This window comes from Salinibaculum rarum, from assembly GCF_030505615.1.
GTDB classification, from domain to species: domain Archaea; phylum Halobacteriota; class Halobacteria; order Halobacteriales; family Haloarculaceae; genus Salinibaculum; species Salinibaculum rarum.
Genome location: NZ_CP129992.1, coordinates 2562488 through 2583191, shown reverse-complemented (window position 1 = coordinate 2583191; position 20704 = coordinate 2562488). Strand labels below are relative to the sequence as shown.

The following is a 20704-nucleotide window of genomic DNA, read 5'->3' as shown; positions in this document are numbered from 1 at the left end:
GAGGTGAGCATATGACTCACCGTCCCCCGGTACAGGCAGTATCACCGCTGGACGGGCGCTACGCCCGCTACACCGAACCGCTGGTCGAGTACGCCAGCGAGCAAGCACTCATGCGCGCCCGTGTCCGCGTCGAAGTCGACTACCTCATCGCGCTCGCCGACCTTGATGCGACACCGCTCAGTATCGACGCAGACCAGCGCGCCACACTAGAGGCGCTCTACGAGGACTTCGACGAGGACGACGCCGATATCGTCAAACAGCTCGAAACGGACGGGTACGGCGAGTATTCCGCCACCAACCACGACGTGAAAGCCGTCGAGTACTTCGTCCGCGAGGGACTGCCCGAGGACCTCGATGCAGCCCAGTGGATTCACTTCGGGCTCACCAGCGAAGACGTGAACAACCTCGCACACCGACTGCTCGTCAAACCGGCCGTCGAGGAGGTACTGGTGCCGGAACTGCGCGCGACTCGCGACACACTCGCCGAGATGGCCCGCGAGTTCCGCGACGTGCCGATGCTCGCCCGGACTCACGGTCAGCCCGCCACGCCCACGACCTTTGGCAAGGAGATGGCCGTCTACGCGTCCCGCCTCGGTCGTGCTATCGCCCGCATCGACCAGGCCGCCGACGACCTCGCCGGGAAACTGGCTGGCGCGAGTGGCACCTACGCCGCCCACCACGCCGCCTATCCCGACGTCGACTGGCCCGCCTTCTCCAAGTCGTTCGTCACCGGTCTCGGCCTGCGCCACGAACCCCTGACCACGCAGGTCAACCCCTGCGACGACCTCGAAGCCGTCTTCGACGCGCTCCGCGGCGCGAACAACGTCCTGCTGGACCTGGACCTGGACGCGTGGCTCTACGTCTCGGACCGCTATCTCGGCCAGGAGGCTGTCGACGGCGAGACCGGTTCTTCGACGATGCCCCACAAGGTCAACCCCATCGACTTCGAGAACAGCGAGGGGAACCTCTCGAAGGCAAACTCCGACCTGGTCTTTCTCGGCGATTACGTCACCACATCCCGGCTCCAGCGTGACCTCTCGGACTCGACGGTCAAGCGAAACATCGGCGCGGCATTTGCCCACTGTCTCATCGGCTACAACAAGTGCCAGAACGGGCTCGCAAAGGTCGTTCCAAACGAGCAAGTGATGGCCGAGGAACTGGCTGCCACGCCCGAAATCATCGGCGAAGCAGTCCAGACCATCCTCCGCCGCGAGGGCCACACCGACGCCTACGAACGCGTCAAAGAGCTGACGCGGGGCAAGAACGTCACCATCGAGGCCTTCCACGACCTCTTTGCGGACCTCGACGTCCCCGAATCGGTCCGTGAGGAGTTGCAGGCGTTGACGCCGGCGGGCTACACTGGCGTCGCGGACGACCTCGTCGACCGACTCTGACCTGTCGGCACCCGCCGCGACTCCGGTATCGTCGCCCGTTCAGTCAGCAACGGAACCTTTCTTTGGCGGGGGCGCCGTGCCGTTGGTATGGACCCTGCCCGGCTCGAATCGCTCTGTTTTGTCTACGTTGGCGCGCTGTTTACCGGCGCTGCTGTACTTTTCACCTGGACGCAGTCGGATTTGAGCTGGCTCGCTATCTTCGGGACTGGCCCGCTCTTTCTCGTCGCCGGACTGTACCGACTCCGGAACCTCGACCGGCTCAGAAACCCGCCCACGGAGTTCGGCGCTCGCCTCTACTCGCTCGTCGCGCTCTCCGCTCTCGCGACGGTCGTCGTCGCCTTCCAACTGTACGCGCACTTCGGGTGACGCTCTCAGGAGATGTCCTTGCGCTGCAAGTACGCACGACTCGCGCCGACGAGACCCAGCGCCGCCACCAGCAGAATGACACCACCGGCCAGGTCGTACTCCGACTGGACCAGGATTGCGGCAGGGTCGTAGTATCGCATCGGCGAGAGCACGCCCAGGTCCGCGAAATCGGTGTTCGTCACGACCGAATCGATCAGGAACAGTCCGAAGACGACGCCCATCGAGGCGCGCTGTGCGAGGCTGGTCCGGTCGAACCAGACCGAGGCGAACAGTCCGACCGCGGCCGTCGTCAACAGATAGGGCACCGACAGGACGTGGGCCATCAGGAGGTCCGGGACGGAGATGCTTTCCCCGATAGCGACGACCCCGAGATAGACGACGACCGGGAGGACGACGCTGACGACCACGATGGGGACGAGCAACGCGACGAACTTCTCTAGGAGGAGCTTCGAGCGGGTCACCGGCAACGCGAGGAGCATGTCCATGCGCTCGTCTTCCACGTCGTCTGCGATGACCGAGGCGGCGCTGTAGGTCAGGTACAACCCCATCAGGAGGACGATACCGAACGAGTACAGTTCGGCCGCGAGAAATCCCTCGATGCTGCCAAGCGACTGAACGCCGAACGCCGCACGGAACGCCGGGGGCATCGCTTCGATGTACGCATCGAGGTCGACGCCCTCGCTGATGGAGGGGAACATGTACACGTACAGGCTGGTGAGGACCGCGAGCCCAGCGGCCAGTGCGAGCGAGCCTTTCACCCGTCGCCGGCCGTAGTAGCGGGCAAACTCGAACATCAGGCCTCACCTCCGCTGACGGCGTTAGGTTCCGATTCCGAACCATAGAACTGCATGAACACCTGTTCGAGGGGTGCCTCCTCCACGTCGAGTTCGAGGATGTGATAGTCGTCGACGAAGTCGACCAACGAATCGAAATCACCGGTGTACGTGAAGGTGAGTTCGGTGGCCGTGTCGACTGTCGCTCCGGTTCCAGCGGCGACGGTTGTCTCGGTGTAGCTCTCGTCTAAGGTCCGGACCGAGAGGTCGTGGATGCCGTCGAGGGCAACAGTTTCGCGACTGACATCGGCCGCGACACGGACGCGGACGAACTTCCCGCTGCGGTGGAGCAGGTCCTCGACGTTCTCGACGGTGACCATCCGGCCGTCACGGATGATTCCGATGCGGTCACAGACCCGCCGGACTTCGCTCAGGACGTGCGAGGAGAGAAAAATCGTGGTTCCTGACTGCTTTTCCTCGCGGACGAACTCGTTGAACCGCTGCTGGACCAGCGGATCCAGTCCGGAGGTCGGTTCGTCCATCACCACCAGGTCCGGTTCGTGCATGAACGCCTGTACCAGCCCGAGTTTCTGCTTTTGACCCGTCGAGTACCCGCGAATCGCCCGCTCGACGGGCACGTCGAACATCTCGAGCAGTTCCCGCCGCCGGGAATCGCCTTTCAACGAGGCGTGCAGGTCGAGTATCTCCGTTCCGGTCGCCGTCTCGTCGAACCCGGGCGTCGAGGGGAGATAGCCCACTCGCTCTTTCGCCGCGACCATCGCCTCCTCGTCGCGGATGTCCGCATCGAGCAGCGTGGCCGTCCCGCTGGTCGGGGACTGAAATCCCATCAGCGTCCGAATCGTCGTCGTCTTCCCGGCTCCGTTCGGCCCGAGATACCCGAATATCTCCCCCTCGGCCACCTCGAAGCTCACTTCGTCGTTTGCCCTCACCCCGTCGTAGTCTTTCGTCAGCTCCGAGACGCGTATCGCGCTCATACGTCGTCCTTCTCGACCCGACTGCAAGAAGATACTGCAGTCGGCGGGTGCTCTCAGCCCAGCAGGTCCGAGACGGCGTCGGTCACGGCGCGAGCAGCGGCTGCCACGTCCCGCCGGTCGACGTACTCCCGGTCGGCGTGGGCGACCGGCCCCTCGTCGTCGGCGAGCACGCCGGGCCCGAAGACGACGGTCGGCGCCGACGCTGCGAAGTAGGATGCCTCGGTCGCGGCACCGAACGGGCGCACGTCGCCGCCGCTCGCCTGCTGAAGCGTCTCGACAAGCGGGTCGTCCTCGTCGGTCGCGAACGCCTCGGGATAGGGCATCTCCGGGCGTGCAAGCGACACCGAGAGGTCCATCCCGCGGGGCAGCAACTGGTAGAGGTGCTCTTCCAGTTGTGCCACGAAAGCATCGACTGACTCCGGCGGGACCGACCGCCGGTCGAAGGTGATGGTACACTCGCCGGGCACCTGATTCGTCGCTTCGCCACCCTCGATGAGCGTCGGCGTCAGCGTCGGCCGGCCAAGCGAGTCGTGTTCGCCGGGGCCGTACTTCTCGTCGTAGGTCTCCATGCCCTGCACGATGACCGTCGCCGCGCGGATGGCGTTTTGCCCGCTCGCCGGGTCTGCGGCGTGGGCACTCTCACCACGTATCGTTATCTCACCCTCGAACTGTCCCCGTGCGGCCGTACAGACGTCGAGGTCGGTCGGTTCGCCGACGATGACCCCGTCTGCATCGAGCGTCTCCGCGAGATGGGCGCCGCCGGTCTGGACCGTCTCCTCGTTGGGCGAGATTGCGAGCGTGAGTCGGCCGTCGGAGACGGTAGCGTCGAAGAATGCGGCCAGCAGCGCCGCGAGTGGTCCCTTCGCGTCACAGGCCCCGCGCCCGCGGACGATGTCGCCATCGCGCTCGTACTCGACGTGGGGTGGCACGGTGTCGATGTGCGTGTTGAGGACGATGTGGGGACTCCCCGCGCCGCGCGTCGCAGTGACGTTCCCGATGTCGTCGACGGTCGGCTCGACCCCTCCCGATTCGAGCGTTTCGACGAGCAGTTCCCGCATCGCGGTCACGTCCTCGTGTGAGGGTGTCTCGACGGCTTCGCGGTGAAACTCGTGGACGTCGATGGTCATTGCTCTCGTTCCACTCGCACCACGTCGTCCATCGTCTCCCGCCGCCGGACGATACGCTCCTCCTCGCCGTCGATTGCGACCTCTGCGGGGCGGGGCTGGGAGTGGAACTGATTCGCGAGTTCGTAGCCGTAGGCCCCGGCGTTACCGATAGCGAGCAGGTCCTTACGCTCCGGCCGCGCGATTGGGCGGTCGGTACAGAACACGTCTGCGCTCGTACAGCAGGGGCCGCCCACCGAGACCGGTTTTGCATCTCGCGTGGGGGCTGAGATATTTCGAATCGGATGATACGAGTCGAACATCGCCGGCCGGATGAGCGTCGCCAGCGAGGCGTCCACGCCGACGACGGTCGTCGCTGGCGTCTCCTTGACCGTGTTGACTTCGGTCAGAATCAACTCGGCGTCGGCGACGACGTACCGGCCCGGTTCGAGTTTCATCTGGGCATCGAGGTCACCGACGGCCTCGCGGACCTTCTCGCCGACGACTTCCATATCGAGTGGCTCCTCGTCCTCGCGGTAGGGGACGCCGAAGCCGCCGCCGAAGTCGACAAACTCCAGTCCGCCCACGCGCTCTTCGACGGTCTGGCCCATCTCTGCCACCTTTCCGATGGCGCGACAGTGGTCGTCCAGGTCGTCGTGGAGGACGCCGCTGCCGGCGTGGGCGTGGATACCGACCAGTTCAAACCGGTCTGCAATCTCCTCGGCCAGTTTGGGCACCTCGTCGTAGGGGATGCCAAATTTCGCGTCTTTCCCGGTGGCGACTTTCTCGTGGTGACCGGTGCCGATGCCGGGGTTGATTCGGATGGCGACGCGGCCGTCGTAGCCGCGTTCTTCCAGGCGGTCGAAGGTGTCCCGGGCGCCCCCGGTGATTGTCAGACCTGGATTCTCACCCGCCAGTTCGACGGCGTAATCGAGGTCGCCAGCCGGCGGGTTGACTGCGGTGTACTGGAGCGTGTTCGGGTCCGCGCCGGCCTCGATTGCCCGCTGCAGTTCCCCGGCCGCGGCACACTCGATGTCCGCGCCAACGTCGAGTAAGGCAGAGAGGACGGCCTGGCCGGTGTGGGCCTTGGCCGCGTACATGACGTGTGCGTCGGGAAAGGCGTCTGCAAAGCGTCGATAGTTCGCCTGCACCCGTTCGACATCGAGGACGTAGAGCGGCGTCCCGTGGTCGGCGGCGAGTCGTTCCAGCCGGTCGTGGTCCCAGTCGGCGAGCCGGCGAACCGGCGGCGACGTGGCCTGAGTCATTGCTTCGAGACGGGGGACGGTCGATAACAAGGGTTCCGCTTCAGTCTGCGAGCCGACGCGATTATTCTCGAAGTGCGTCTTCGCGTTCGGTCCCTTCCAGGGTCTCCTGTTCGATGTCCGTCGCGACGACGGCCGGCTTGTAGGCGCCGCCGTCGAAGAGGTCGTGCTCGCCAATCGAGGATTCGACGTATCGCGAGAAGGCACGGCGCTCCGGCGGGAGGCGACCGTAGATAATCTCCTCTTCGACGAGGTCGTAGACCGGAATCCGAGGAGTAAGAAGCGTGTTCTCGCCGACGACGCTGTTCTCGCCGACGACGAAGCCACTGGTCACACGACAGCCAGCGCCCAGCGAGGCACCGTCTTCGACGATGACCGGCGCGTTCTCGACGGGTTCGAGGACGCCCCCGATCAGCGTGTTCGCGCCAAGTTTGACGTTCTCGCCGATCTGGGCGCAGGAACCGACGGTGTCACAGGAGTCGACGAGCGTGCCGTCGCCGACGTACGCACCGATGTTGACGAAGGAGGGGCTCATCATGATGATGTCCGAGCCCAGATACGCGCCGCGGCGAGCGACGGTCCCGTCCGGCGTGTTCCGGGAGCCGCGGTCGGCCAGGTCGTCGGTGTCCAGCAGCGGGAGCACGTCGTTGTAGGTCACGTCGCCGTACTCGTAGGCGGAAATCTGGCGCAGTCCGAAGTTCAGGAGGACGCCCTGCTTGACCCACTCGTTTACTTCCCACTCGCCGTTTCTCTTTTCGGCGGCGCGGATGTCGCCCTGTTCGAGCGCGCGGAGAAACTCCGCGAGTACGTCGAGGTCGTTGCCGGACACGTTCTCGGCTGTCAGTCCGTCGTCGTACCGGTCCCAGAGATTCTCGATGTCGGATTGGAGACTCATAGCCCTTCGTTCCCGGGCCTGGCTATTGGAACCGTCGGTTACAACTGACAGTCCGGTCGGTTGGGGCGACCGACTCAGCTCTCGTCGACAACGTCGTCGAAGCCGTACCAGCCGGCGTCCTGTTCGGTCAGCCACACCGCGGCGTCGATGGCGCCTGCCGCGAAGACAGCGCGGTCCTCCGCGCGGTGGCTAATCGAGAGCACTTCGTCGTTGTCCGCGAGGATGACCTCGTGTTCGCCACGGATGTCCCCCGCCCGCCGGACGAGCATCCCGACTTCGCCGTCCTCGCGGGGCTGGATACCCTCACGGCCGGCGACCGTCTCGAAGTCACGATGCTCGGAAACCTCTTCGAGTATCGTCTTCGCGGTACCACTCGGGGCGTCCTGCTTCTGGTTGTGGTGGGTCTCCATCACTTCGATGTCGTAGCCGTCGAGCGCCTCCAGCGCGGGGCCGAGCGCGCGCAAGAGTCCCTGAATCCCTCGCGAGAAGTTCGTCGCCTTCAGGAGTGGGACCGCCTCGCTGGCTTCCTGCAACACGGAGAGTTGGTCTTCGTCGATACCCGTCGTCCCGACGACCAGCGCGACGCCCGCGTCTGCACAGGCTTCTGCGAGTGCGACCGTCGAGTCAGGGACGGTGAAATCGATGATTGCGTCGGGCTCGTGCTCGGCGAGTGCGTCGGCAGTTTCGTCGGGCGCATAGAGGGGGACCTCGGTGTCGGCGTCGCTGTCCACGTCGATGCCGAAGGCGACGCTTACGTCGTCGCGTTCGCTCGCCGTCTCGATGACGGTCTGGCCCATCCGACCGGCCGCGCCGTTGACGCCCAGCCGCGTCATCGTGCCTCCCCAGCGTACGGGTCGTCGTACTCGGCCAGCAGTGACTCCAGTCGGTCGTAGGTCTCGGGGGTCGCCTCGCTCAGCGGTGAGCGGACGTTGCCGTTGCCGTTGCCGCGAATCTCCAGTGCGGCCTTGACCGGAATGGGGTTGGTCTCCCAGAACATCCCGCGGAACAGCGGGCCGAGGTCGTGGTGGCGGGCGCGCGCCTCGGCGTAGTCCTCATCGAGTGCGGCCTGGACCATCCCGCTCATCCGCTCGGGTTCGACGTTCGCGGCGACGCTGATACAGCCGGTGCCGCCGACCGAGAGAATCGGGAGCGTCTCGCCGTCGTTGCCCGAGAGCACGTCGAACTCCTCGTCGCGGGTCTTCTCGACGATTTCACTGACCTGGTTCAGGTCGCCGCCGGCGGCCTTGAACCCCTGGATGTTCTCGTGTTCGGCCAGCTGTGCGACGGTGTCGGCTTCGATGTTCTGGCCGGTCCGGGAAGGGACGTTGTAGACAATCTGTGGGACGTCCACCTCGTCGGCGATGGTCTCGTAGTGTTCGATGAAGCCGCGCTGTTCGGGCTTGTTGTAGTACGGCGAGATGAGGAGGAGCGCGTCCGCGCCAGCGTCGGCCGCGCGCTGGGAGAGCGAGAGTGCCTCTGCGGTGTTGTTCGAGCCGCTGCCGGCGATGACGGGCACGTCGACGGCGTCGATGACGGCGTCGATAACCTCGATGTGTTCGTCGTGACTGACTGTTGCGGATTCGCCGGTCGACCCCATCGGAACGAGGCCGTCCACGCCCGCCGATTCGAGGCGCTGGGCGTCGGCTCGGAGTGTTTCAAAATCGATGCTACCGTCGTCGTGGAAGGGCGTGCACATCGCAGGGTACACGCCGCCGAACGTGTCGAAGTCTGTCATGGTATCGTGGTCGGGTCGTCGTTGTCTGCTATCTCGCAGGGGTGTCGCTTGTGTGGTTCGGTTCTCGACCAGTCGCTGGGAGCGTATCCAGCACGACCCACGACAGGAATGCCACGCCTGCCGGGAGTCTGACTCAGCGTTTGCGTTTCGAAAAAGAGCGGCCGCCACGCTGGCCCGTCCCGACTGCTCCGTTGGTGTGCGTGACGACCCGCATACTCGTGACAGCGTACGGAACTGACTTATGTATTGTGTCTTCTGTCGGCCGCTCACGCCGGTCGAAGCACTCGCGAACCGAACGCGAGGGCGCTAATAGCTGTCAGTGTCCCGGCGGCGACGAACACCCAACCGACGTCACCGAAGACGAGCACCACCCCGAAGAGAATCGGCGAGAGAAACTGGCCGGTGTAGCCAAAGGAGGCGAGATAGGCGCTGTACTGTCCCTGCCGGTCTTCGGGGGCGAACTTCTCGACCCAGGCAAACGAGGAAGGAAAGGCGAGTCCGATTCCGAGACCGAACAGGACGACTGGGACCGCTGCGCCGAGGGGCGTCTCGACGGCGAGCGTCGAGAGCAGTGCCACCGACCAGAGCACCAGCGCGCCGAGGACGAGGGTCACCCGCTCGACGCGCTGGACCAGTCGGTCGTAGACGGCTGCGGTCACACCGCCTGCGGCGCCGTTTGCGCCCAGATAGAAGCTAATCTGTAGCGAGGAGGTTACACCGACGCCGCCCAGAAACTGCGGGTAGTACACGACGATGACGTATATCAGGACGTTCGTGCCGAAGTAGAGCAGATACACCAGCGGGAGGACCGGCTGGTCGCGAAAGACCGCCAAAACACCGGCAAGACCGTCTCCAGAATCCGTTCGACCGCCACCCCCTACCTGGGCGGCCGTCGCGTCGACGTCTGGAATCGTCAGCGCGGCAAGCAACCCGAGAGGGAGCGCGACGAGATAGACGCCGAAAGGGAGGTTCCAGGCCACCGTTCCGGCCGCGCCGCCGACGAGCGGCCAGACTGCGGCCCCGGCGCTGTTCGCACCGCTTCGCAGGCCGAGCGCCCGTTCCATCTGTTGACCCTCGTAGAGCTGGTAGATGAGCACGGTGACGGACGTATAGACTGCGGCGGTGCCGGCGCCGAGCAGGACACGGGAAGCCAGCAGGGGGAGATACGAGTCGACGAACAGCCCGGCCCCGCCACCGAGGCCGTAGACCACTAACCCGCCGACAAAGGGCTGTCGTGGTCCGATACGGTCGACGAGCGTCCCGACGATTGGGCTGCCGAGGACGATGACGCCACCGTGGGTGGTGATGATGAGTCCCGCTGCGATTCCGGAGACGCCCAGTTCGGATTGAATCTGTGGGACGACCGGACCGAGAATCGCACCGGCCATGACTGTCAGTGTCGCCGCAGCGACCAGCACCCACAGCGACCGGCGGAGTTGTGTCGGCGTCGCCACTACTCCAGACTTCGCGACGACGACCAACAGTATTGTGGTACTGTTGCCACACCGAGGGCATCACGTGTCCCCTGTCGTGGCCTCGTCTTGCCATGCCATGTCATGGAGCGTACCCTTTTTTACGAAGCGCCATCTAGTCAGTTCCGATGGTACGCCACACAGGTCTCAAATTCCGAATGGTCGTCATGGGCAGTATCCTCTTTGCCTTCTATGCGGCCATCGCGAGTCTTGCCTATCTGTATCTCGGAGCGACGACCGGCGCGCTCGGTCTCGTCCTCCTTGGAACGTTTGCGTTCGTCGGCTTCCAGTACAAGTTCGGCAAATGGGCCGCACTCCGGAGCGTCGGGGCAGAGGATATGCCCGAAGAGGGACGCTATCAGGAGATTCACCAGCAAGTCGGGCAGTTGAGCCGCGACATGGGCATCGAAAAGCCGCGGCTGATGGTCGCCGATATGGGCGTCCCGAACGCCTTTGCCGTCGGTCGGAAAGGCGCCGGTGTCGTCGTCGTCTCGACGGAAATCATCGACCTGCTCGACCGTGACGAACTGAAGGGTGTCCTCGCTCACGAACTGGCCCACATCAGCAACCGCGACGTGGTGATGATGCTCATCGGCCAGTCTATCGCCGCGATGGTCGGTATCGTCGTCCAGTTTGCCGTCATATTCGGTGGCGAACGAAACATCGGCTCGTACATCTTCGCGATGATTGCCGGCTCTATCGCGCAGATGATCGTCTCGATTTTCGTGATGGCAATCTCGCGGTACCGCGAGTACGTCGCCGACAGTGACGCCGCAGAGTACACCAACAACCCCGACGCGATGGCTCGCGCCCTCGAGAAAATCAGCCAGGGGGCCAAACAGCGCCAGCAGGCCAGCCAGAGCGCCGTTCAACGTGGCGGCCGCGGACGGCAACAGCAGGACGACGGACTGCCCGACGAAGTCGCCGCGCTCTGTATTTCCGGCGGTGACCGTGGCATCCTCCAGACGATTTTCGCCACGCACCCACCAATCGAGAAACGCATCGAGAAGCTCCGCGCCCGCTAACGGCGGTAGCAAGCCCTTTCTGTCCGCCCTTCGCTAAGGGAGTCATGGCCGAGATTCACCCGAGTCAGCGAGTCGCAGTTCTCGCAGACTCACAGAACCTCTATCATACTGCACAGAGCCTCTACACGCAGAATATCGACTACGGAAGCCTCCTCGAAGCAGCCGTCGATGGTCGCCAACTCACACGCGCGCTCGCCTACGTCGTCAAAGCCGACGCCCCCGAAGAAGAGTCCTTCTTCGACGCGTTGACGGACATCGGTTTCGAGACGCACATCAAGGAGATTCGCACCTTCAGCGACGGGACGAAGAAAGCCGACTGGGACGTGGGGATGAGCCTCGACGCCGTCTCGCTGGCCCCCCACGTCGACACTGTCGCACTCTGTACCGGCGACGGCGACTTCGCACGACTCTGTCGGCATCTCGAACACGAGGGTGTCCGTGTTGAGGCGTACTGCTTCGAAGAGTCGACGTCCGAAGACCTCATCGAGGCCGCCCACGACTTTACGGACCTCAGTGCCGACACCGACCGATTCTTACTATAGAGCCGCCGCTCGTGGCGTCGTGTGGACCGGAAAACTGGGACCGTTCAGACCGGACGGCCGCCTTCCGACGTGCCGACCAGCAGTGCGCCCGCCGCCATGGCGAGTGCAGCGACGCTGCCGACGATTCCGGGCAGGAGTACTCCGCCGGCACTGCTGGCGGCGAGAATGATTGCTGTCCCCGCCAGCAACAGGGCGCCACCGAAGAGAATCTTCGTCGTGCTCGTTTCAGTCATTGGTATAGGTCCCTTACCGCCATCAGGGTATAAATCTGCTCAATGTGATGGCGTGACGTGTACCCGAGTCTGCGACCGAGACCGACCCACCAAACAGTGTGGTTTTAGGTAGGCGCCGTCTACGCGGGGCTGATGGACGACAGCCACCGGACGTTCCTCCAGCGGATTGCCGACTATCAGTTCGGCCGCGGTGTCGGCGAGACACTCTTTCCGCCCGGCGAAGCGATGACGGTGACAACGACGAGTTCCGGCCGCCCCCGCCAGGTGCGCGCTGACGAGGGACGACTGGTCTCCTACGGGACCGACGGGCGCTTTACGCTCGGGACCGCCGGGGGCGAGCGACTCCAGACGACCGCGTCCGAGACGCCGTATCGGGTCGTCGTCGGCGACGAGAGCGAACCGTTCGTCCGGGACGGGAGAAACGTCTTTGCGAAGTTCGTCAGCGTCGCCGACGAGCGAATCCGGCCCCGGGATGAGGTCGTCGTCGAACACGAGGACGGCCGACTGCTCGCTGTCGGGCGTGCGGAGTTGTCCGGCGAGGGGATGCTCGATTTCGAGACCGGTATGGCCGTCTTCGTCAGGGAAGGCGCCGAGTAGTCACCGGTGGCTGGCCAGTCGGCAACACAGCCCTTTTTATCGACTGGCGTGAACTGGGGGGTATGTTTGGAGGAGGAGGAGGCGGCGGCGGACTGAACCCCAGTAAAATGAAGCAAATGATGAAGCAGATGGGCATCGACATCGAGGAAATCGATGCCGAAGAGGTCGTCATCCGGACGGCCGACGAGGAACTGGTCTTTACCGACGCCGAGGTCCAGCTGATGGACGCACAGGGTCAGGAGACCTACCAGGTCGTCGGCTCGCCGGAGACACGCGAGCGCGGCGCCGGCAGCGAGCCGGCACTCGACGACGGTGACGATGCAGAGACCGACGACGGGATTCCCCAGGACGACGTGGACCTCGTCGCCCAGCGGACCGGTGCCGGTGAGGACGCCGCGCGGGAGGCACTCGAGGCGACCGACGGTGACCTCGCAGCGGCCGTCGAACGGCTCGAATAGTGTCGTTCCTGCTCGTCCACGAGGACCGCGAGTACCTGCTCGGAGCCGGTGACCGACTGGAGACCGACCTCGGCATCCTCGAAGTCCCCGAGGACGCCACGGCTGGCGACACCGTCGAGACGCATCTGGGCACCGTCTTCAGGGTCCGGAAACTCCGCGGGCCGGACCTCTTTCACCATCTCGAACGCACCGGCGCGCCGATGATGCCCCGGGACATCGGGCTTATCGTTGGCCACACCGGCATCGAGTCCGACGACGCCGTTCTCGACGCCGGCACCGGGACCGGCGTCCTCGCGTCGTATCTCGGCCGTATCGGCGTCGACGTGACCACGTTCGAGCGCGACGCCGACTTCGCCGACGTGGCTCGCGAGAACATGGAACTGGCCAGCGTCGCCGACTGTGTCGACGTCAGGACCGGTGACGTGACCGAGCATCTCGGTGAACTGGACACCTTCGACGTGCTCACGCTCGATACGGAAGACGCGGCGAGTGTCGTCGAACACACGCCGAATCTACTCGTCTCCGGCGGGTACGTCGCGGTGTACTCCCCGTTCGTCGAACAGACCCGGGAGGTCGTCGAGACGGCACACGACGTTGGACTCTCCGACGTCGAGACTGTCGAGACGATTCAACGCGAGATGGACTTCGACGACCGCGGCTCCCGCCCCTCGACTGCGGGAGTCGGTCACACTGGCTACCTGACTTTCGCACGGCGACTCTGAAGCGGTCAGGCGACGTCGCGGAGTAAGTCGAGAAACTCATTTTGTGCCGTCGTCCCCGTTCGGTCGAGCCCGTCGCCCGTCTCGTCGAGGTCGAGCACCTCCGAGAGCGGCCGGACTGGGTACCCGCCGGTGACGACGAAGAAGTCGGTGCCGTCGTTCCAGACGCCGACCCACCCTGCGACCGGCACGCCGCCGGCGGCGGGGTCGACGCCATCGTAGCGAACCAGACGCGCTCGACTGCCAGACCGAACACGGACTCGCTCTCTGCGACCCCGTTCGATGTCCTCGACGCCGCGACTCCGCAGGCGGTCTTTGAACGTCTTCTTTGCCTCCGAGCGCATCGTCGGGAGTATCATCGACGGCATCGTCCCCGGCGGGAGCATCGGGTCGAAGCCGAGGCGCGTCGCCGCGAAAAACCGCCACTGGTGGTCGATACTGTCGTCGGTTACTTCGTGGACAGCCCCGCGCAGTCGTTCGTCCTCGTACTGGCGTGTCGCCCCGACAACCTGCGCCCCGGGGAGCTGGAACACCGTCTCGACGGATTCCTCGACGAGTTCCCATCCGTCGAGTTTCTCGGCTGGGACCGCAGGATAGTCGGGTGCTGTGGCCATTCAGTGGTCGTCCTCGCGCCACTTGTGGTCGCACTCGGTACAGGTGAAAAAGCGCGTCTCGGACTCGTCTGCGGCTCGAATTTGTTTCATCTCGTAGTACGCTGTGTCGTTGCCACACTCCGGACAGCGCGCGTTGGTCGTCGGTCCCATCGCCTCGTCGCCGGCCTCGCTCATGTCGACGACTTCCGACTCCTCTTGGCCCTGTGTCGTGACCATCGCTTCCTCTTTGGCGTCGTCCCGGAGCGTCTCGTTGCCACAGCTTCCACAGACCCACCGGTCGCCTTCTGTTTTCATCATCGAACCGCATTCGTCGCAAAATTCCATATCCGCAAGCTACCGGTTTCAGAAATATAACTCCCCGGATTAACTGTTTCCGTCCCACTGCCGGCACGCGTCCATATCGTCCATGAGTTCGTCGTGGAAGCCACAGTAGGATGTAATCTCGTCGTCGGCGCGGACGTACTCGAAGTGCGCACAGTTCCCACAGTACCGGTCCGGGCTGCCACGCTCTGTGACGGCCTGGTGAACGTCTGCGTTCGCCGCAGCGGGCGGCTGGACGGGCGTCTCAGAGTCCGAATTGTCGACAGCACCGGCGCCGTCGCCGGCCGGCGTCGGAGTGGTCGAGCTCGTGTGGTCTGCCGACCGTTGGGTCGGCGTCGTCTCGTCGAGTGTCGGCTCTGGAACCAGGGTCTCGTCGTCACTTTCGTCTTGGTTCGTCTGAGTGTCGACGTCCCCGTCGGGGTCACGACCGAACAGGCCGATGCCGCCCATCCCTGGGATACCGGTGTCGTCGCGGACGATTCGGACCGTGCCCTCGTCGGTCACTTCCAGCCGCGCCGAGCCACCGGGGTCGGTCCGGGTCTTGAACGTCGCAACGCCGACGAACAGACACCAGAACGTGATGAGCGTGCCCGCCGAGTACAACAGCGTGGTCGCGACGGCCATCGCGGGGTTCGACGCGACCCACTCGTAGGGGTACGCGTAGCCAAACAACGCAACGCCGAGGACGGCGAGGCTGGCACCGATTGCCGCTGCGCCGCGGGTCGCACGTCCTGCCGGGAGGACGGTGAAGATGCCGACGAAGACGGCTGGCACGCCCAGGCCGGCGAGGACGCCCGCGAGCTTCCGGGCCTCGAACACCGAGAGCCCGAGGTCGGCGGCGAGGTCCGTCGTCGCCAACGGGATGGCCCCGACAACCATCGCCGCGCCGACGACGAACAGGCTGGCCCCCGTAACCCGACGCCGGCGGGTCGCCACACTCCCGACGCCGCCGTCGTAGACGTCTGTGAGACTGGTCATGCGTGCGTGTACGCTCGACATCCACAAAACTACCCGTCAGACGTTCGTCACACGACTCTGTGGGCCGCCACCGGCCGAGAGTCGATTCGAAAGCTCTAATCACCGGGGGGATAAATTCCCGGACATGGCTGACGAGGACGAAAGCGAGGACGAACCTGCCGTCTCACTCGGCGAGGGTGCCGACGTCGAGGGTGCACCCGTCGCCCGCGTCGCCGAGCGCCTGATGTGGGGTATCGAGAAAAGCGAAATCGAGGCCCGCGAGGGCGACACCGTCGTCCGGACGCCGGACGGACCGCGTGACCTCTCGGCGGTGCTCTCTGAGATAGACGAGACGTACTTTGCGACCCGGCAGGAGTTTACCGACGCTGTCGAGACAGTTCTCGGCACAGACCCGGTTCCGACCGAGTGACGAACTGAGTGCGCCGACCGCATCGGCGCTGTCTTTTTCACCCGTGGCGGCGTCGGTCCGTCCATGACGTTACCAGTTGATCCGGCTGCTATCGACCCGGAAGACATCGGTGAAGAACAGGTCGTCCTCGAAATGGACCACGAGGCGGCAATCGAGTTTGTCCGCGACGCCTGCGAGGGGGCCAACTTCGGTGTCCCGGTCGAGTTCTCGCCGTCCGAGATGCTCAATGAGAAAGTCGATGCCGGACGGGACCCCTACTATATTCTGGGAGCGTGCAATCCCGCCGTCGCAGACCGCGCCCTCGACGCCTCGGCGAACACACTCGGTGCTCTGATGCCGTGTAACGTCGTCATCTGGGAGGAAGAGCCGGGCCGACAGCGCGTCTATCACGTCTCGATTATGCGTATCGGCCGCCTGCTCGGGATGGCACCGGACGACGAGACGTGGGCCGACATCGTCTCCGAGACCGGCGAGTACGTCGACGACCTGTTCTCGACACTCCGCGAGTCCGACCACGCCGCCGAGTGAGATTCTTCTCTCCGGGTGCGGGCTGGGGCCTGCCATCTCGCCTTTAGAAATCGCCCAGCTGTGACTGTATCCCCGAGACCATCGTCGACTTTCGCCGGAGGTCGGCGAGCGAGACCGGCAGCGCCGGGGCCAGTTGCTGGACGGCGTCGTGGAACGTCTCCGCGGTCGCGTACTCCCCGTCGAAGGCGTGGCGGATACCCTCGCGAATCTGCCAGACGCCTACCGGTGCCCAGTAGGATTCGCTGGCGTGGCGTATCACCAGACAGGTCGCCTGGCGGCCCACGTCCTGAAGGTGTTCTAACACGGCCAGCCGCGAGGCGTAGTACGCACCGGAGGTCTCGTCGACGTAGGCGGTGCGCCCCTCGTAGCTCTCGTTGTCGGCCGCCATGTAGTAGGAGCCGTCCGGTTCGGGGTTCCAGATGCTCCCCGGAGCCTTGAGCTCGACGAGTTCGAACTCCCAGTTGCCGGGCGCGAGAATCACCCAGTAGTCGTTGCCGACGTACTCGTTGTACCACACCTGGACTTCGTTGACGGTCTGTTCGTTGCGAATCGTCCCCCGGAGATACTGTCCGACGGTGTCGTCGACGGCCGTAATCGACCACCGCGTCGGGACCAGCCGGCGGTTGTGTCCCTGGCCGAGCGCACCTGCCGAGAGAATCGTGTTGATATCGTAGACGTCGAACCCCCGCCGGTAGAGGTAATTTATCGCGCCCTCTGCCTGCCAGTCGTCGTCTTCCAGCGTCTTCTCGACGGGACGCGGGACGTGGGGATTCTCCGTGAGGTCCGCGTCCGTCGCGCGAGCGCGGGGACCGGTCGGCGTCGAGATGTCGTCGAGCGAGAGGTCCAGTTCCGGGGCGGTGTCAAGTCCCAGTTCCACGTCGACCGGTCGGTCAGCGATGGCGACTTCCCGCTGGACGCCGACGAAGCCGTCCCAGACGTCCTCGACGTTCACCTGCGAGGACCGCGTCGAGTTGAGCAGTCCCGTCCGGCGCTGGAGCACGTCGTCGATGTCAAAGCCCTGCTGATACCAGTCGCCGCTGGTCGCGTAATCGGCCGCGTCTGCGCCATCGGCCATCGGCGAGAGCAGTCCGGTCGAGACGCTGGGGTAGTTCGACCGCCCGACGAAGATTTCCGGGGCCGTCGAGCCATAGAGGGAATCACCCTGGACAGTCTCCTCGAACTGCCGCTCGACGTCGTCGAGGTAGTTCGTTATCTCGTAGGACTTCTCTTCGGCGAGGCGCCGCCGCTCGGCGGCCTCGTCGCGTTCGAACCCCTCGACGAACTCGTCTAACCGCATTGCGTGAGTGGAGGACCCTCGCGCGTATCAATCTGACTCTCAACGCCACGTCGACGGACGACTCTGGAGCGGTAGAAGACGGAAGGAGTGGACGGTAGATGGGCCGAGCCGTTAGCTGTGGATACCCATCGCCTCTATCTGTTCCTGGTACCGGTTCCGGATGGTGACTTCCGTCACCTGTGCCACGTCGGCGACCTCCCGCTGGGTCTTTTTCTCGTTGCAGAGCAGCGACGCGGCGTAGATAGCGGCGGCGGCGTAGCCGGTCGGGGATTTACCCGAGAGCAGTCCCTTCTCGGCAGTCGTTTCGATGATTTCGTTGGCCTTGGTCTGTACCTCCTCGGACAGTTCCAGTTCGGAGCAAAAGCGTGGGACGTACTTTTTGGGGTCGACCGGCTCCATCTCCAGACCGAGTTCCTGGGAGATGTACCGGTATGTACGTCCGATTTCTTTGCGCTCGACGCGTGAGACGTCCGAAATCTCTTCGAGGCTGCGCGGAATCCCCTCCTTGCGACAGGCGGCATAGAGTGCGCTGGTCGCGACGCCCTCGATGGAGCGGCCGCGGATGAGGTCTTCCTTGAGCGCGCGCCGGTAGATGACCGACGCGACCTCCCGGACCGAGCGGGGGACCCCCAGCGCGGAGGCCATCCGGTCGATTTCCGAGAGTGCAAACTGGAGATTTCGTTCGCCGGCGTCTTTGGTTCGGATGCGTTCCTGCCACTTTCGCAGCCGGTGCATCTGGCTTCGCTTCTTCGAGGAAATCGACCGGCCGTAGGCGTCTTTGTCTTTCCAGTCGATGGTGGTGGTCAGACCCTTGTCGTGCATGGTTTGGGTCGTCGGCGCACCGACCCTGGATTTCTCCTGGCGTTCCTGATGGTTGAACGCGCGCCACTCCGGACCTGGGTCGATGTTCCCCTCTTCGACGACCAGACCACAGTCCTCACAGATGAGCTCTCCGCGGTCAGAACTCTTGATGAGGTTTTCGGAATCACACTCCGGACATTCCCGAACTCCCTCGTCTTCTTGTTGTTCAGTTTCAGATTCGCGCTCGCGCTCCCGCTGGCGGCTGGACTGTGTCATCGCATTTTTATAGTAGTAAGAGCGAGATACTTAAACCCCTCGCCGGATTCCACCCCCGTTCCTGTTCTATGGGGGACGACAGAAGATCGCAAAATCGCTGGACTGCGGCCGATAGTACTCTTCACAGACTGATCCCCAAGTGGAAACCGTCATATTGGTCGAATGGTGAGGTACGCGATGATGCCCGTCATCGAGTGTGACGTCGACGAAGCTCGGGACCGCCTGACAGCGGCAGATATCGAGGTAGAGCCGGGGAACACGGACCACGAACGCTGGCGGGCCGAATACGGCGGCGCGACGGCCGTCGCCTACGACGACAAAGTCGTCATTCAGGGCGCGGACCCGTCGAAACTCCAGGGAGTTCTCCGCGATGACGGCGGGCGCGCGCACGTCTACTTCGACGGAGCCGCCCGGGGCAATCCCGGCCCGGCCGCCGTCGGCTGGGTCGTCGTCACAAGCGACGGCATCGTCGCCGAAGGCGGGAAACGAATCGGCCGCGCGACGAACAACCAGGCCGAGTACGAGGCACTTCGTCAGGCACTAGAGGTCGCCGCTAACCACGGATTCGACGAGGTGGACGTGCGGGGCGACTCGGAACTCATCGTCAAACAGGTCCGCGGCGAGTACGACACGAACGACCCCGAACTCCGGGAGTACCGCATCGACGTTCGGGAACTGCTGACGAACTTCGAGGACTGGTCGCTCTCGCACGTACCGCGGGAGATAAACGACCGCGCCGACGAACTGGCAAACGAGGCCCTCGACGATGACTGAGACAACCGACGAGCCAGAGGACGACCGGGAGATACCACCCGATGTCGTCGACGAGGCGGAGAGACTGACACGGCTGGCACGAGACGCCACCGTCGACGAGGAGGCGGCGGCCTATCTCGACGACCGCGATGCGCTGGTCGCTGACTACGACTTTACCGCCCGCGTCCGCGAGGAGGACCGGGACACGCTCGTTCTCTATCCCGAGGAGTGGGTCGAGGACGGGACGGTCTATCCGGAGCGTATCGACGACGTCGACCGCGGTATCGAGCGCACCCTCGAAGGCCCGGGGTCGGCCGACGACTGGGACACTGTCGAGGGGCACAACCGCGACCTTGCCGAGACCGTCGAGAGCGAACACGACGACCCGCACGGACCGAACGCCCACGCCGTTGCGGATTTTGCCAGCAATCACTACGCAAAACCCATCGGGGACTTGACCCGGGAGGAGATTCAGGAGTTCCTCCGGGAGTACTTCCCGCGAAACGCGTTTCCGTCCGACGACCAGAAAGCGGTCGTCGAGGAGTCGGTCGAGCTAGTCCTCGAGGTTGCAGACGGGAACGTCGACGTTATCGACGCTGGTCGATGACCGCATCGAGGTCTGCCGCCCTGCTGTCGTCGGTAACGAGCTTGTCGAACACCCAGCCGAGCTGGTCGAGAACTGCCTCGTAGCCCTCGTCGGTGAGGTCGTACTGGTTGGTCCGCTTGTCGAGTTCGCTCTTTTCGACGAGGCCCATCTCGACGAGGTCGTCGAGGTTGGGGTAGAGTCGCCCGTGGTTTACGTCCGAATCGTAGTAGGTCTCGAGTTCCCGTTTGATAGCGAGTCCGTACCGTGGTTCCTCTGCGAGAATGGTGAGAATGTTCTGCTGGAACGCCGTTAACTCTCGTGCGATGCCGGGAGTGTCAGTCTCTGCCTGTGTCTCTGACATGGTCGGTTAGATGTCATCTCGGTATTTAATCTTTGGTAAATGAGAAGCACGTTGTCAGGACACAATCGCAAGAAAGCGGAGGATCAGGCGACGTCATACTAGAGAACAGAAAGTTCACGACCGCCGAACGGTACCGTCGTTGTCAGTTCAGTGTCGAACTCTGTTTTTCTGGTCTGAACGCAGACCGAAAGTAGTTTTTGGTAGTCACGCA

At 64.2% G+C, this 20704-nt stretch carries 26 protein-coding genes; 11 read left to right on the top strand and 15 right to left on the bottom strand.

Annotation, left to right across the window (positions count from 1 at the left end; all coding sequences use genetic code 11):
- Window positions 1-11 precede the first annotated feature (11 nt).
- Both purB and QYL91_RS13425 read left to right on the top strand, forming a co-directional pair.
- A complete protein-coding gene (gene purB, locus QYL91_RS13430) occupies window positions 12-1394 on the top strand; it encodes an adenylosuccinate lyase (RefSeq protein WP_302081003.1) in 1383 nt (460 codons plus the stop codon).
- An 87-nt stretch (window positions 1395-1481) separates the two neighbouring features.
- Window positions 1482-1760 carry a hypothetical protein gene (locus QYL91_RS13425; protein ID WP_302081002.1) on the top strand — a complete coding sequence of 93 codons (279 nt, stop codon included), beginning with the start codon at window positions 1482-1484 and terminating at the stop codon, window positions 1758-1760.
- A 5-nt stretch (window positions 1761-1765) separates the two neighbouring features.
- Here QYL91_RS13425 and QYL91_RS13420 read toward each other — a convergent pair whose 3' ends face one another.
- The 8 genes from QYL91_RS13420 to QYL91_RS13385 form a co-directional block, all read right to left on the bottom strand.
- Complete coding sequence (locus tag QYL91_RS13420; RefSeq protein WP_302081001.1) at window positions 1766-2554, bottom strand: ABC transporter permease subunit; 789 nt, start codon at window positions 2552-2554, stop codon at window positions 1766-1768.
- Window positions 2554-3528, bottom strand: a complete 975-nt coding sequence (locus QYL91_RS13415; protein ID WP_302081000.1) for an ABC transporter ATP-binding protein — start codon at window positions 3526-3528, stop codon at window positions 2554-2556. Before QYL91_RS13415 ends, QYL91_RS13420 begins: the two co-directional genes overlap by 1 nt.
- Window positions 3529-3581: 53 nt before the next feature.
- Window positions 3582-4655 (bottom strand): M20 family metallopeptidase, encoded by a 1074-nt coding sequence (locus QYL91_RS13410; RefSeq protein WP_302080999.1) that lies wholly within the window; start codon window positions 4653-4655, stop codon window positions 3582-3584.
- Complete coding sequence (gene lysA / locus QYL91_RS13405; protein WP_302080998.1) at window positions 4652-5896, bottom strand: diaminopimelate decarboxylase; 1245 nt, start codon at window positions 5894-5896, stop codon at window positions 4652-4654. Before lysA ends, QYL91_RS13410 begins: the two co-directional genes overlap by 4 nt.
- Before the next feature lie 61 nt (window positions 5897-5957).
- Window positions 5958-6788 (bottom strand): 2,3,4,5-tetrahydropyridine-2,6-dicarboxylate N-succinyltransferase, encoded by an 831-nt coding sequence (locus QYL91_RS13400; protein WP_302080997.1) that lies wholly within the window; start codon window positions 6786-6788, stop codon window positions 5958-5960.
- Window positions 6789-6862: 74 nt separating this feature from the next.
- Window positions 6863-7621: a 4-hydroxy-tetrahydrodipicolinate reductase gene (dapB, locus tag QYL91_RS13395; RefSeq protein WP_302080996.1), complete on the bottom strand. Its 759-nt coding sequence runs from the start codon at window positions 7619-7621 to the stop codon at window positions 6863-6865.
- Window positions 7618-8523: a 4-hydroxy-tetrahydrodipicolinate synthase gene (gene dapA, locus QYL91_RS13390; protein ID WP_302080995.1), complete on the bottom strand. Its 906-nt coding sequence runs from the start codon at window positions 8521-8523 to the stop codon at window positions 7618-7620. The genes dapB and dapA overlap by 4 nt, the downstream gene beginning before the upstream one ends.
- Before the next feature lie 266 nt (window positions 8524-8789).
- Entirely contained in the window at window positions 8790-9977 is a 1188-nt protein-coding gene (locus tag QYL91_RS13385; protein WP_302080994.1) for an MFS transporter, read from the bottom strand.
- Between the two features lie 146 nt (window positions 9978-10123).
- Here QYL91_RS13385 and QYL91_RS13380 point away from each other — a divergent pair, with 146 nt between their 5' ends.
- Both QYL91_RS13380 and QYL91_RS13375 read left to right on the top strand, forming a co-directional pair.
- A complete protein-coding gene (locus QYL91_RS13380; RefSeq protein ID WP_302080993.1) occupies window positions 10124-11020 on the top strand; it encodes a M48 family metallopeptidase in 897 nt (298 codons plus the stop codon).
- Between the two features lie 44 nt (window positions 11021-11064).
- Window positions 11065-11562 (top strand): LabA-like NYN domain-containing protein, encoded by a 498-nt coding sequence (locus tag QYL91_RS13375; protein ID WP_302080992.1) that lies wholly within the window; start codon window positions 11065-11067, stop codon window positions 11560-11562.
- Between the two features lie 44 nt (window positions 11563-11606).
- Here the strand turns inward: QYL91_RS13375 and QYL91_RS13370 are convergent, their stop codons facing one another.
- Complete coding sequence (locus QYL91_RS13370; protein ID WP_302080991.1) at window positions 11607-11795, bottom strand: hypothetical protein; 189 nt, start codon at window positions 11793-11795, stop codon at window positions 11607-11609.
- Between the two features lie 132 nt (window positions 11796-11927).
- Here QYL91_RS13370 and QYL91_RS13365 point away from each other — a divergent pair, with 132 nt between their 5' ends.
- The 3 genes from QYL91_RS13365 (at window position 11928) to QYL91_RS13355 (ending at window position 13572) form a co-directional block, all read left to right on the top strand.
- Window positions 11928-12392 carry a PUA domain-containing protein gene (locus QYL91_RS13365; RefSeq protein WP_302080990.1) on the top strand — a complete coding sequence of 155 codons (465 nt, stop codon included), beginning with the start codon at window positions 11928-11930 and terminating at the stop codon, window positions 12390-12392.
- Between the two features lie 62 nt (window positions 12393-12454).
- On the top strand, window positions 12455-12850 hold the full coding sequence (locus QYL91_RS13360) for a nascent polypeptide-associated complex protein (RefSeq protein ID WP_302080989.1): 396 nt from the start codon (window positions 12455-12457) through the stop codon (window positions 12848-12850).
- Window positions 12850-13572: a methyltransferase domain-containing protein gene (locus QYL91_RS13355; RefSeq protein ID WP_302080988.1), complete on the top strand. Its 723-nt coding sequence runs from the start codon at window positions 12850-12852 to the stop codon at window positions 13570-13572. The genes QYL91_RS13360 and QYL91_RS13355 overlap by 1 nt, the downstream gene beginning before the upstream one ends.
- A gap of 5 nt (window positions 13573-13577) precedes the next feature.
- Here the strand turns inward: QYL91_RS13355 and QYL91_RS13350 are convergent, their stop codons facing one another.
- Genes QYL91_RS13350 through QYL91_RS13340 form a run of 3 tightly spaced genes read right to left on the bottom strand, consistent with a single transcriptional unit; the run spans window position 13578 to window position 15482 of the window.
- Window positions 13578-14183 (bottom strand): DUF6517 family protein, encoded by a 606-nt coding sequence (locus QYL91_RS13350; protein WP_302080987.1) that lies wholly within the window; start codon window positions 14181-14183, stop codon window positions 13578-13580.
- Window positions 14184-14507 carry a transcription factor S gene (locus QYL91_RS13345; protein WP_302080986.1) on the bottom strand — a complete coding sequence of 108 codons (324 nt, stop codon included), beginning with the start codon at window positions 14505-14507 and terminating at the stop codon, window positions 14184-14186.
- A gap of 39 nt (window positions 14508-14546) precedes the next feature.
- A complete protein-coding gene (locus QYL91_RS13340; protein ID WP_302080985.1) occupies window positions 14547-15482 on the bottom strand; it encodes a cell division protein CdpA domain-containing protein in 936 nt (311 codons plus the stop codon).
- A gap of 124 nt (window positions 15483-15606) precedes the next feature.
- On the opposite strand from QYL91_RS13340, the gene QYL91_RS13335 reads away from it, so the two are divergent.
- Both QYL91_RS13335 and QYL91_RS13330 read left to right on the top strand, forming a co-directional pair.
- Window positions 15607-15891: a DUF5789 family protein gene (locus QYL91_RS13335; protein WP_302080984.1), complete on the top strand. Its 285-nt coding sequence runs from the start codon at window positions 15607-15609 to the stop codon at window positions 15889-15891.
- Window positions 15892-15954: 63 nt separating this feature from the next.
- A complete protein-coding gene (locus QYL91_RS13330) occupies window positions 15955-16419 on the top strand; it encodes a DUF302 domain-containing protein (protein WP_302080983.1) in 465 nt (154 codons plus the stop codon).
- A 43-nt stretch (window positions 16420-16462) separates the two neighbouring features.
- On the opposite strand, the gene nreA is transcribed toward QYL91_RS13330, so the two are convergent.
- Window positions 16463-17716 carry a DNA repair protein NreA gene (gene nreA, locus QYL91_RS13325; protein WP_302080982.1) on the bottom strand — a complete coding sequence of 418 codons (1254 nt, stop codon included), beginning with the start codon at window positions 17714-17716 and terminating at the stop codon, window positions 16463-16465.
- Window positions 17717-17827: 111 nt separating this feature from the next.
- Complete coding sequence (locus QYL91_RS13320) at window positions 17828-18793, bottom strand: transcription initiation factor IIB (protein WP_302080981.1); 966 nt, start codon at window positions 18791-18793, stop codon at window positions 17828-17830.
- A gap of 180 nt (window positions 18794-18973) precedes the next feature.
- Between QYL91_RS13320 and rnhA the strand changes: the two genes are divergently transcribed.
- Entirely contained in the window at window positions 18974-19567 is a 594-nt protein-coding gene (gene rnhA, locus QYL91_RS13315) for a ribonuclease HI (protein WP_302082872.1), read from the top strand.
- Window positions 19560-20153: a DUF7108 family protein gene (locus tag QYL91_RS13310; RefSeq protein ID WP_302080980.1), complete on the top strand. Its 594-nt coding sequence runs from the start codon at window positions 19560-19562 to the stop codon at window positions 20151-20153. Before rnhA ends, QYL91_RS13310 begins: the two co-directional genes overlap by 8 nt.
- On the opposite strand, the gene QYL91_RS13305 is transcribed toward QYL91_RS13310, so the two are convergent.
- Window positions 20134-20493 carry a PadR family transcriptional regulator gene (locus tag QYL91_RS13305; RefSeq protein ID WP_302080979.1) on the bottom strand — a complete coding sequence of 120 codons (360 nt, stop codon included), beginning with the start codon at window positions 20491-20493 and terminating at the stop codon, window positions 20134-20136. The two genes, QYL91_RS13310 and QYL91_RS13305, sit on opposite strands and share 20 nt — an antisense overlap.
- Window positions 20494-20704 lie beyond the last annotated feature (211 nt).

What these genes read in the sequence shown, in the direction of transcription:
- QYL91_RS13425 (WP_302081002.1), top strand. Translation starts at nt 1,482, where the DNA reads ATGGACCCTGCCCGGCTCGAATCGCTCTGTTTTGTCTACGTTGGCGCG.
- nreA (WP_302080982.1), bottom strand. Translation starts at nt 17,716, where the DNA reads ATGCGGTTAGACGAGTTCGTCGAGGGGTTCGAACGCGACGAGGCCGCC.
- QYL91_RS13365 (WP_302080990.1), top strand. Translation starts at nt 11,928, where the DNA reads ATGGACGACAGCCACCGGACGTTCCTCCAGCGGATTGCCGACTATCAG.
- QYL91_RS13330 (WP_302080983.1), top strand. Translation starts at nt 15,955, where the DNA reads ATGACGTTACCAGTTGATCCGGCTGCTATCGACCCGGAAGACATCGGT.
- QYL91_RS13320 (WP_302080981.1), bottom strand. Translation starts at nt 18,793, where the DNA reads ATGACACAGTCCAGCCGCCAGCGGGAGCGCGAGCGCGAATCTGAAACT.
- lysA (WP_302080998.1), bottom strand. Translation starts at nt 5,896, where the DNA reads ATGACTCAGGCCACGTCGCCGCCGGTTCGCCGGCTCGCCGACTGGGAC.
- QYL91_RS13380 (WP_302080993.1), top strand. Translation starts at nt 10,124, where the DNA reads ATGGTACGCCACACAGGTCTCAAATTCCGAATGGTCGTCATGGGCAGT.
- QYL91_RS13335 (WP_302080984.1), top strand. Translation starts at nt 15,607, where the DNA reads ATGGCTGACGAGGACGAAAGCGAGGACGAACCTGCCGTCTCACTCGGC.
- QYL91_RS13360 (WP_302080989.1), top strand. Translation starts at nt 12,455, where the DNA reads ATGTTTGGAGGAGGAGGAGGCGGCGGCGGACTGAACCCCAGTAAAATG.
- QYL91_RS13350 (WP_302080987.1), bottom strand. Translation starts at nt 14,183, where the DNA reads ATGGCCACAGCACCCGACTATCCTGCGGTCCCAGCCGAGAAACTCGAC.
- dapB (WP_302080996.1), bottom strand. Translation starts at nt 7,621, where the DNA reads ATGACGCGGCTGGGCGTCAACGGCGCGGCCGGTCGGATGGGCCAGACC.
- QYL91_RS13415 (WP_302081000.1), bottom strand. Translation starts at nt 3,528, where the DNA reads ATGAGCGCGATACGCGTCTCGGAGCTGACGAAAGACTACGACGGGGTG.
- purB (WP_302081003.1), top strand. Translation starts at nt 12, where the DNA reads ATGACTCACCGTCCCCCGGTACAGGCAGTATCACCGCTGGACGGGCGC.
- QYL91_RS13375 (WP_302080992.1), top strand. Translation starts at nt 11,065, where the DNA reads ATGGCCGAGATTCACCCGAGTCAGCGAGTCGCAGTTCTCGCAGACTCA.
- dapA (WP_302080995.1), bottom strand. Translation starts at nt 8,523, where the DNA reads ATGACAGACTTCGACACGTTCGGCGGCGTGTACCCTGCGATGTGCACG.
- QYL91_RS13345 (WP_302080986.1), bottom strand. Translation starts at nt 14,507, where the DNA reads ATGGAATTTTGCGACGAATGCGGTTCGATGATGAAAACAGAAGGCGAC.
- QYL91_RS13340 (WP_302080985.1), bottom strand. Translation starts at nt 15,482, where the DNA reads ATGACCAGTCTCACAGACGTCTACGACGGCGGCGTCGGGAGTGTGGCG.
- QYL91_RS13410 (WP_302080999.1), bottom strand. Translation starts at nt 4,655, where the DNA reads ATGACCATCGACGTCCACGAGTTTCACCGCGAAGCCGTCGAGACACCC.
- QYL91_RS13400 (WP_302080997.1), bottom strand. Translation starts at nt 6,788, where the DNA reads ATGAGTCTCCAATCCGACATCGAGAATCTCTGGGACCGGTACGACGAC.
- QYL91_RS13310 (WP_302080980.1), top strand. Translation starts at nt 19,560, where the DNA reads ATGACTGAGACAACCGACGAGCCAGAGGACGACCGGGAGATACCACCC.
- QYL91_RS13420 (WP_302081001.1), bottom strand. Translation starts at nt 2,554, where the DNA reads ATGTTCGAGTTTGCCCGCTACTACGGCCGGCGACGGGTGAAAGGCTCG.
- QYL91_RS13370 (WP_302080991.1), bottom strand. Translation starts at nt 11,795, where the DNA reads ATGACTGAAACGAGCACGACGAAGATTCTCTTCGGTGGCGCCCTGTTG.
- rnhA (WP_302082872.1), top strand. Translation starts at nt 18,974, where the DNA reads ATGCCCGTCATCGAGTGTGACGTCGACGAAGCTCGGGACCGCCTGACA.
- QYL91_RS13305 (WP_302080979.1), bottom strand. Translation starts at nt 20,493, where the DNA reads ATGTCAGAGACACAGGCAGAGACTGACACTCCCGGCATCGCACGAGAG.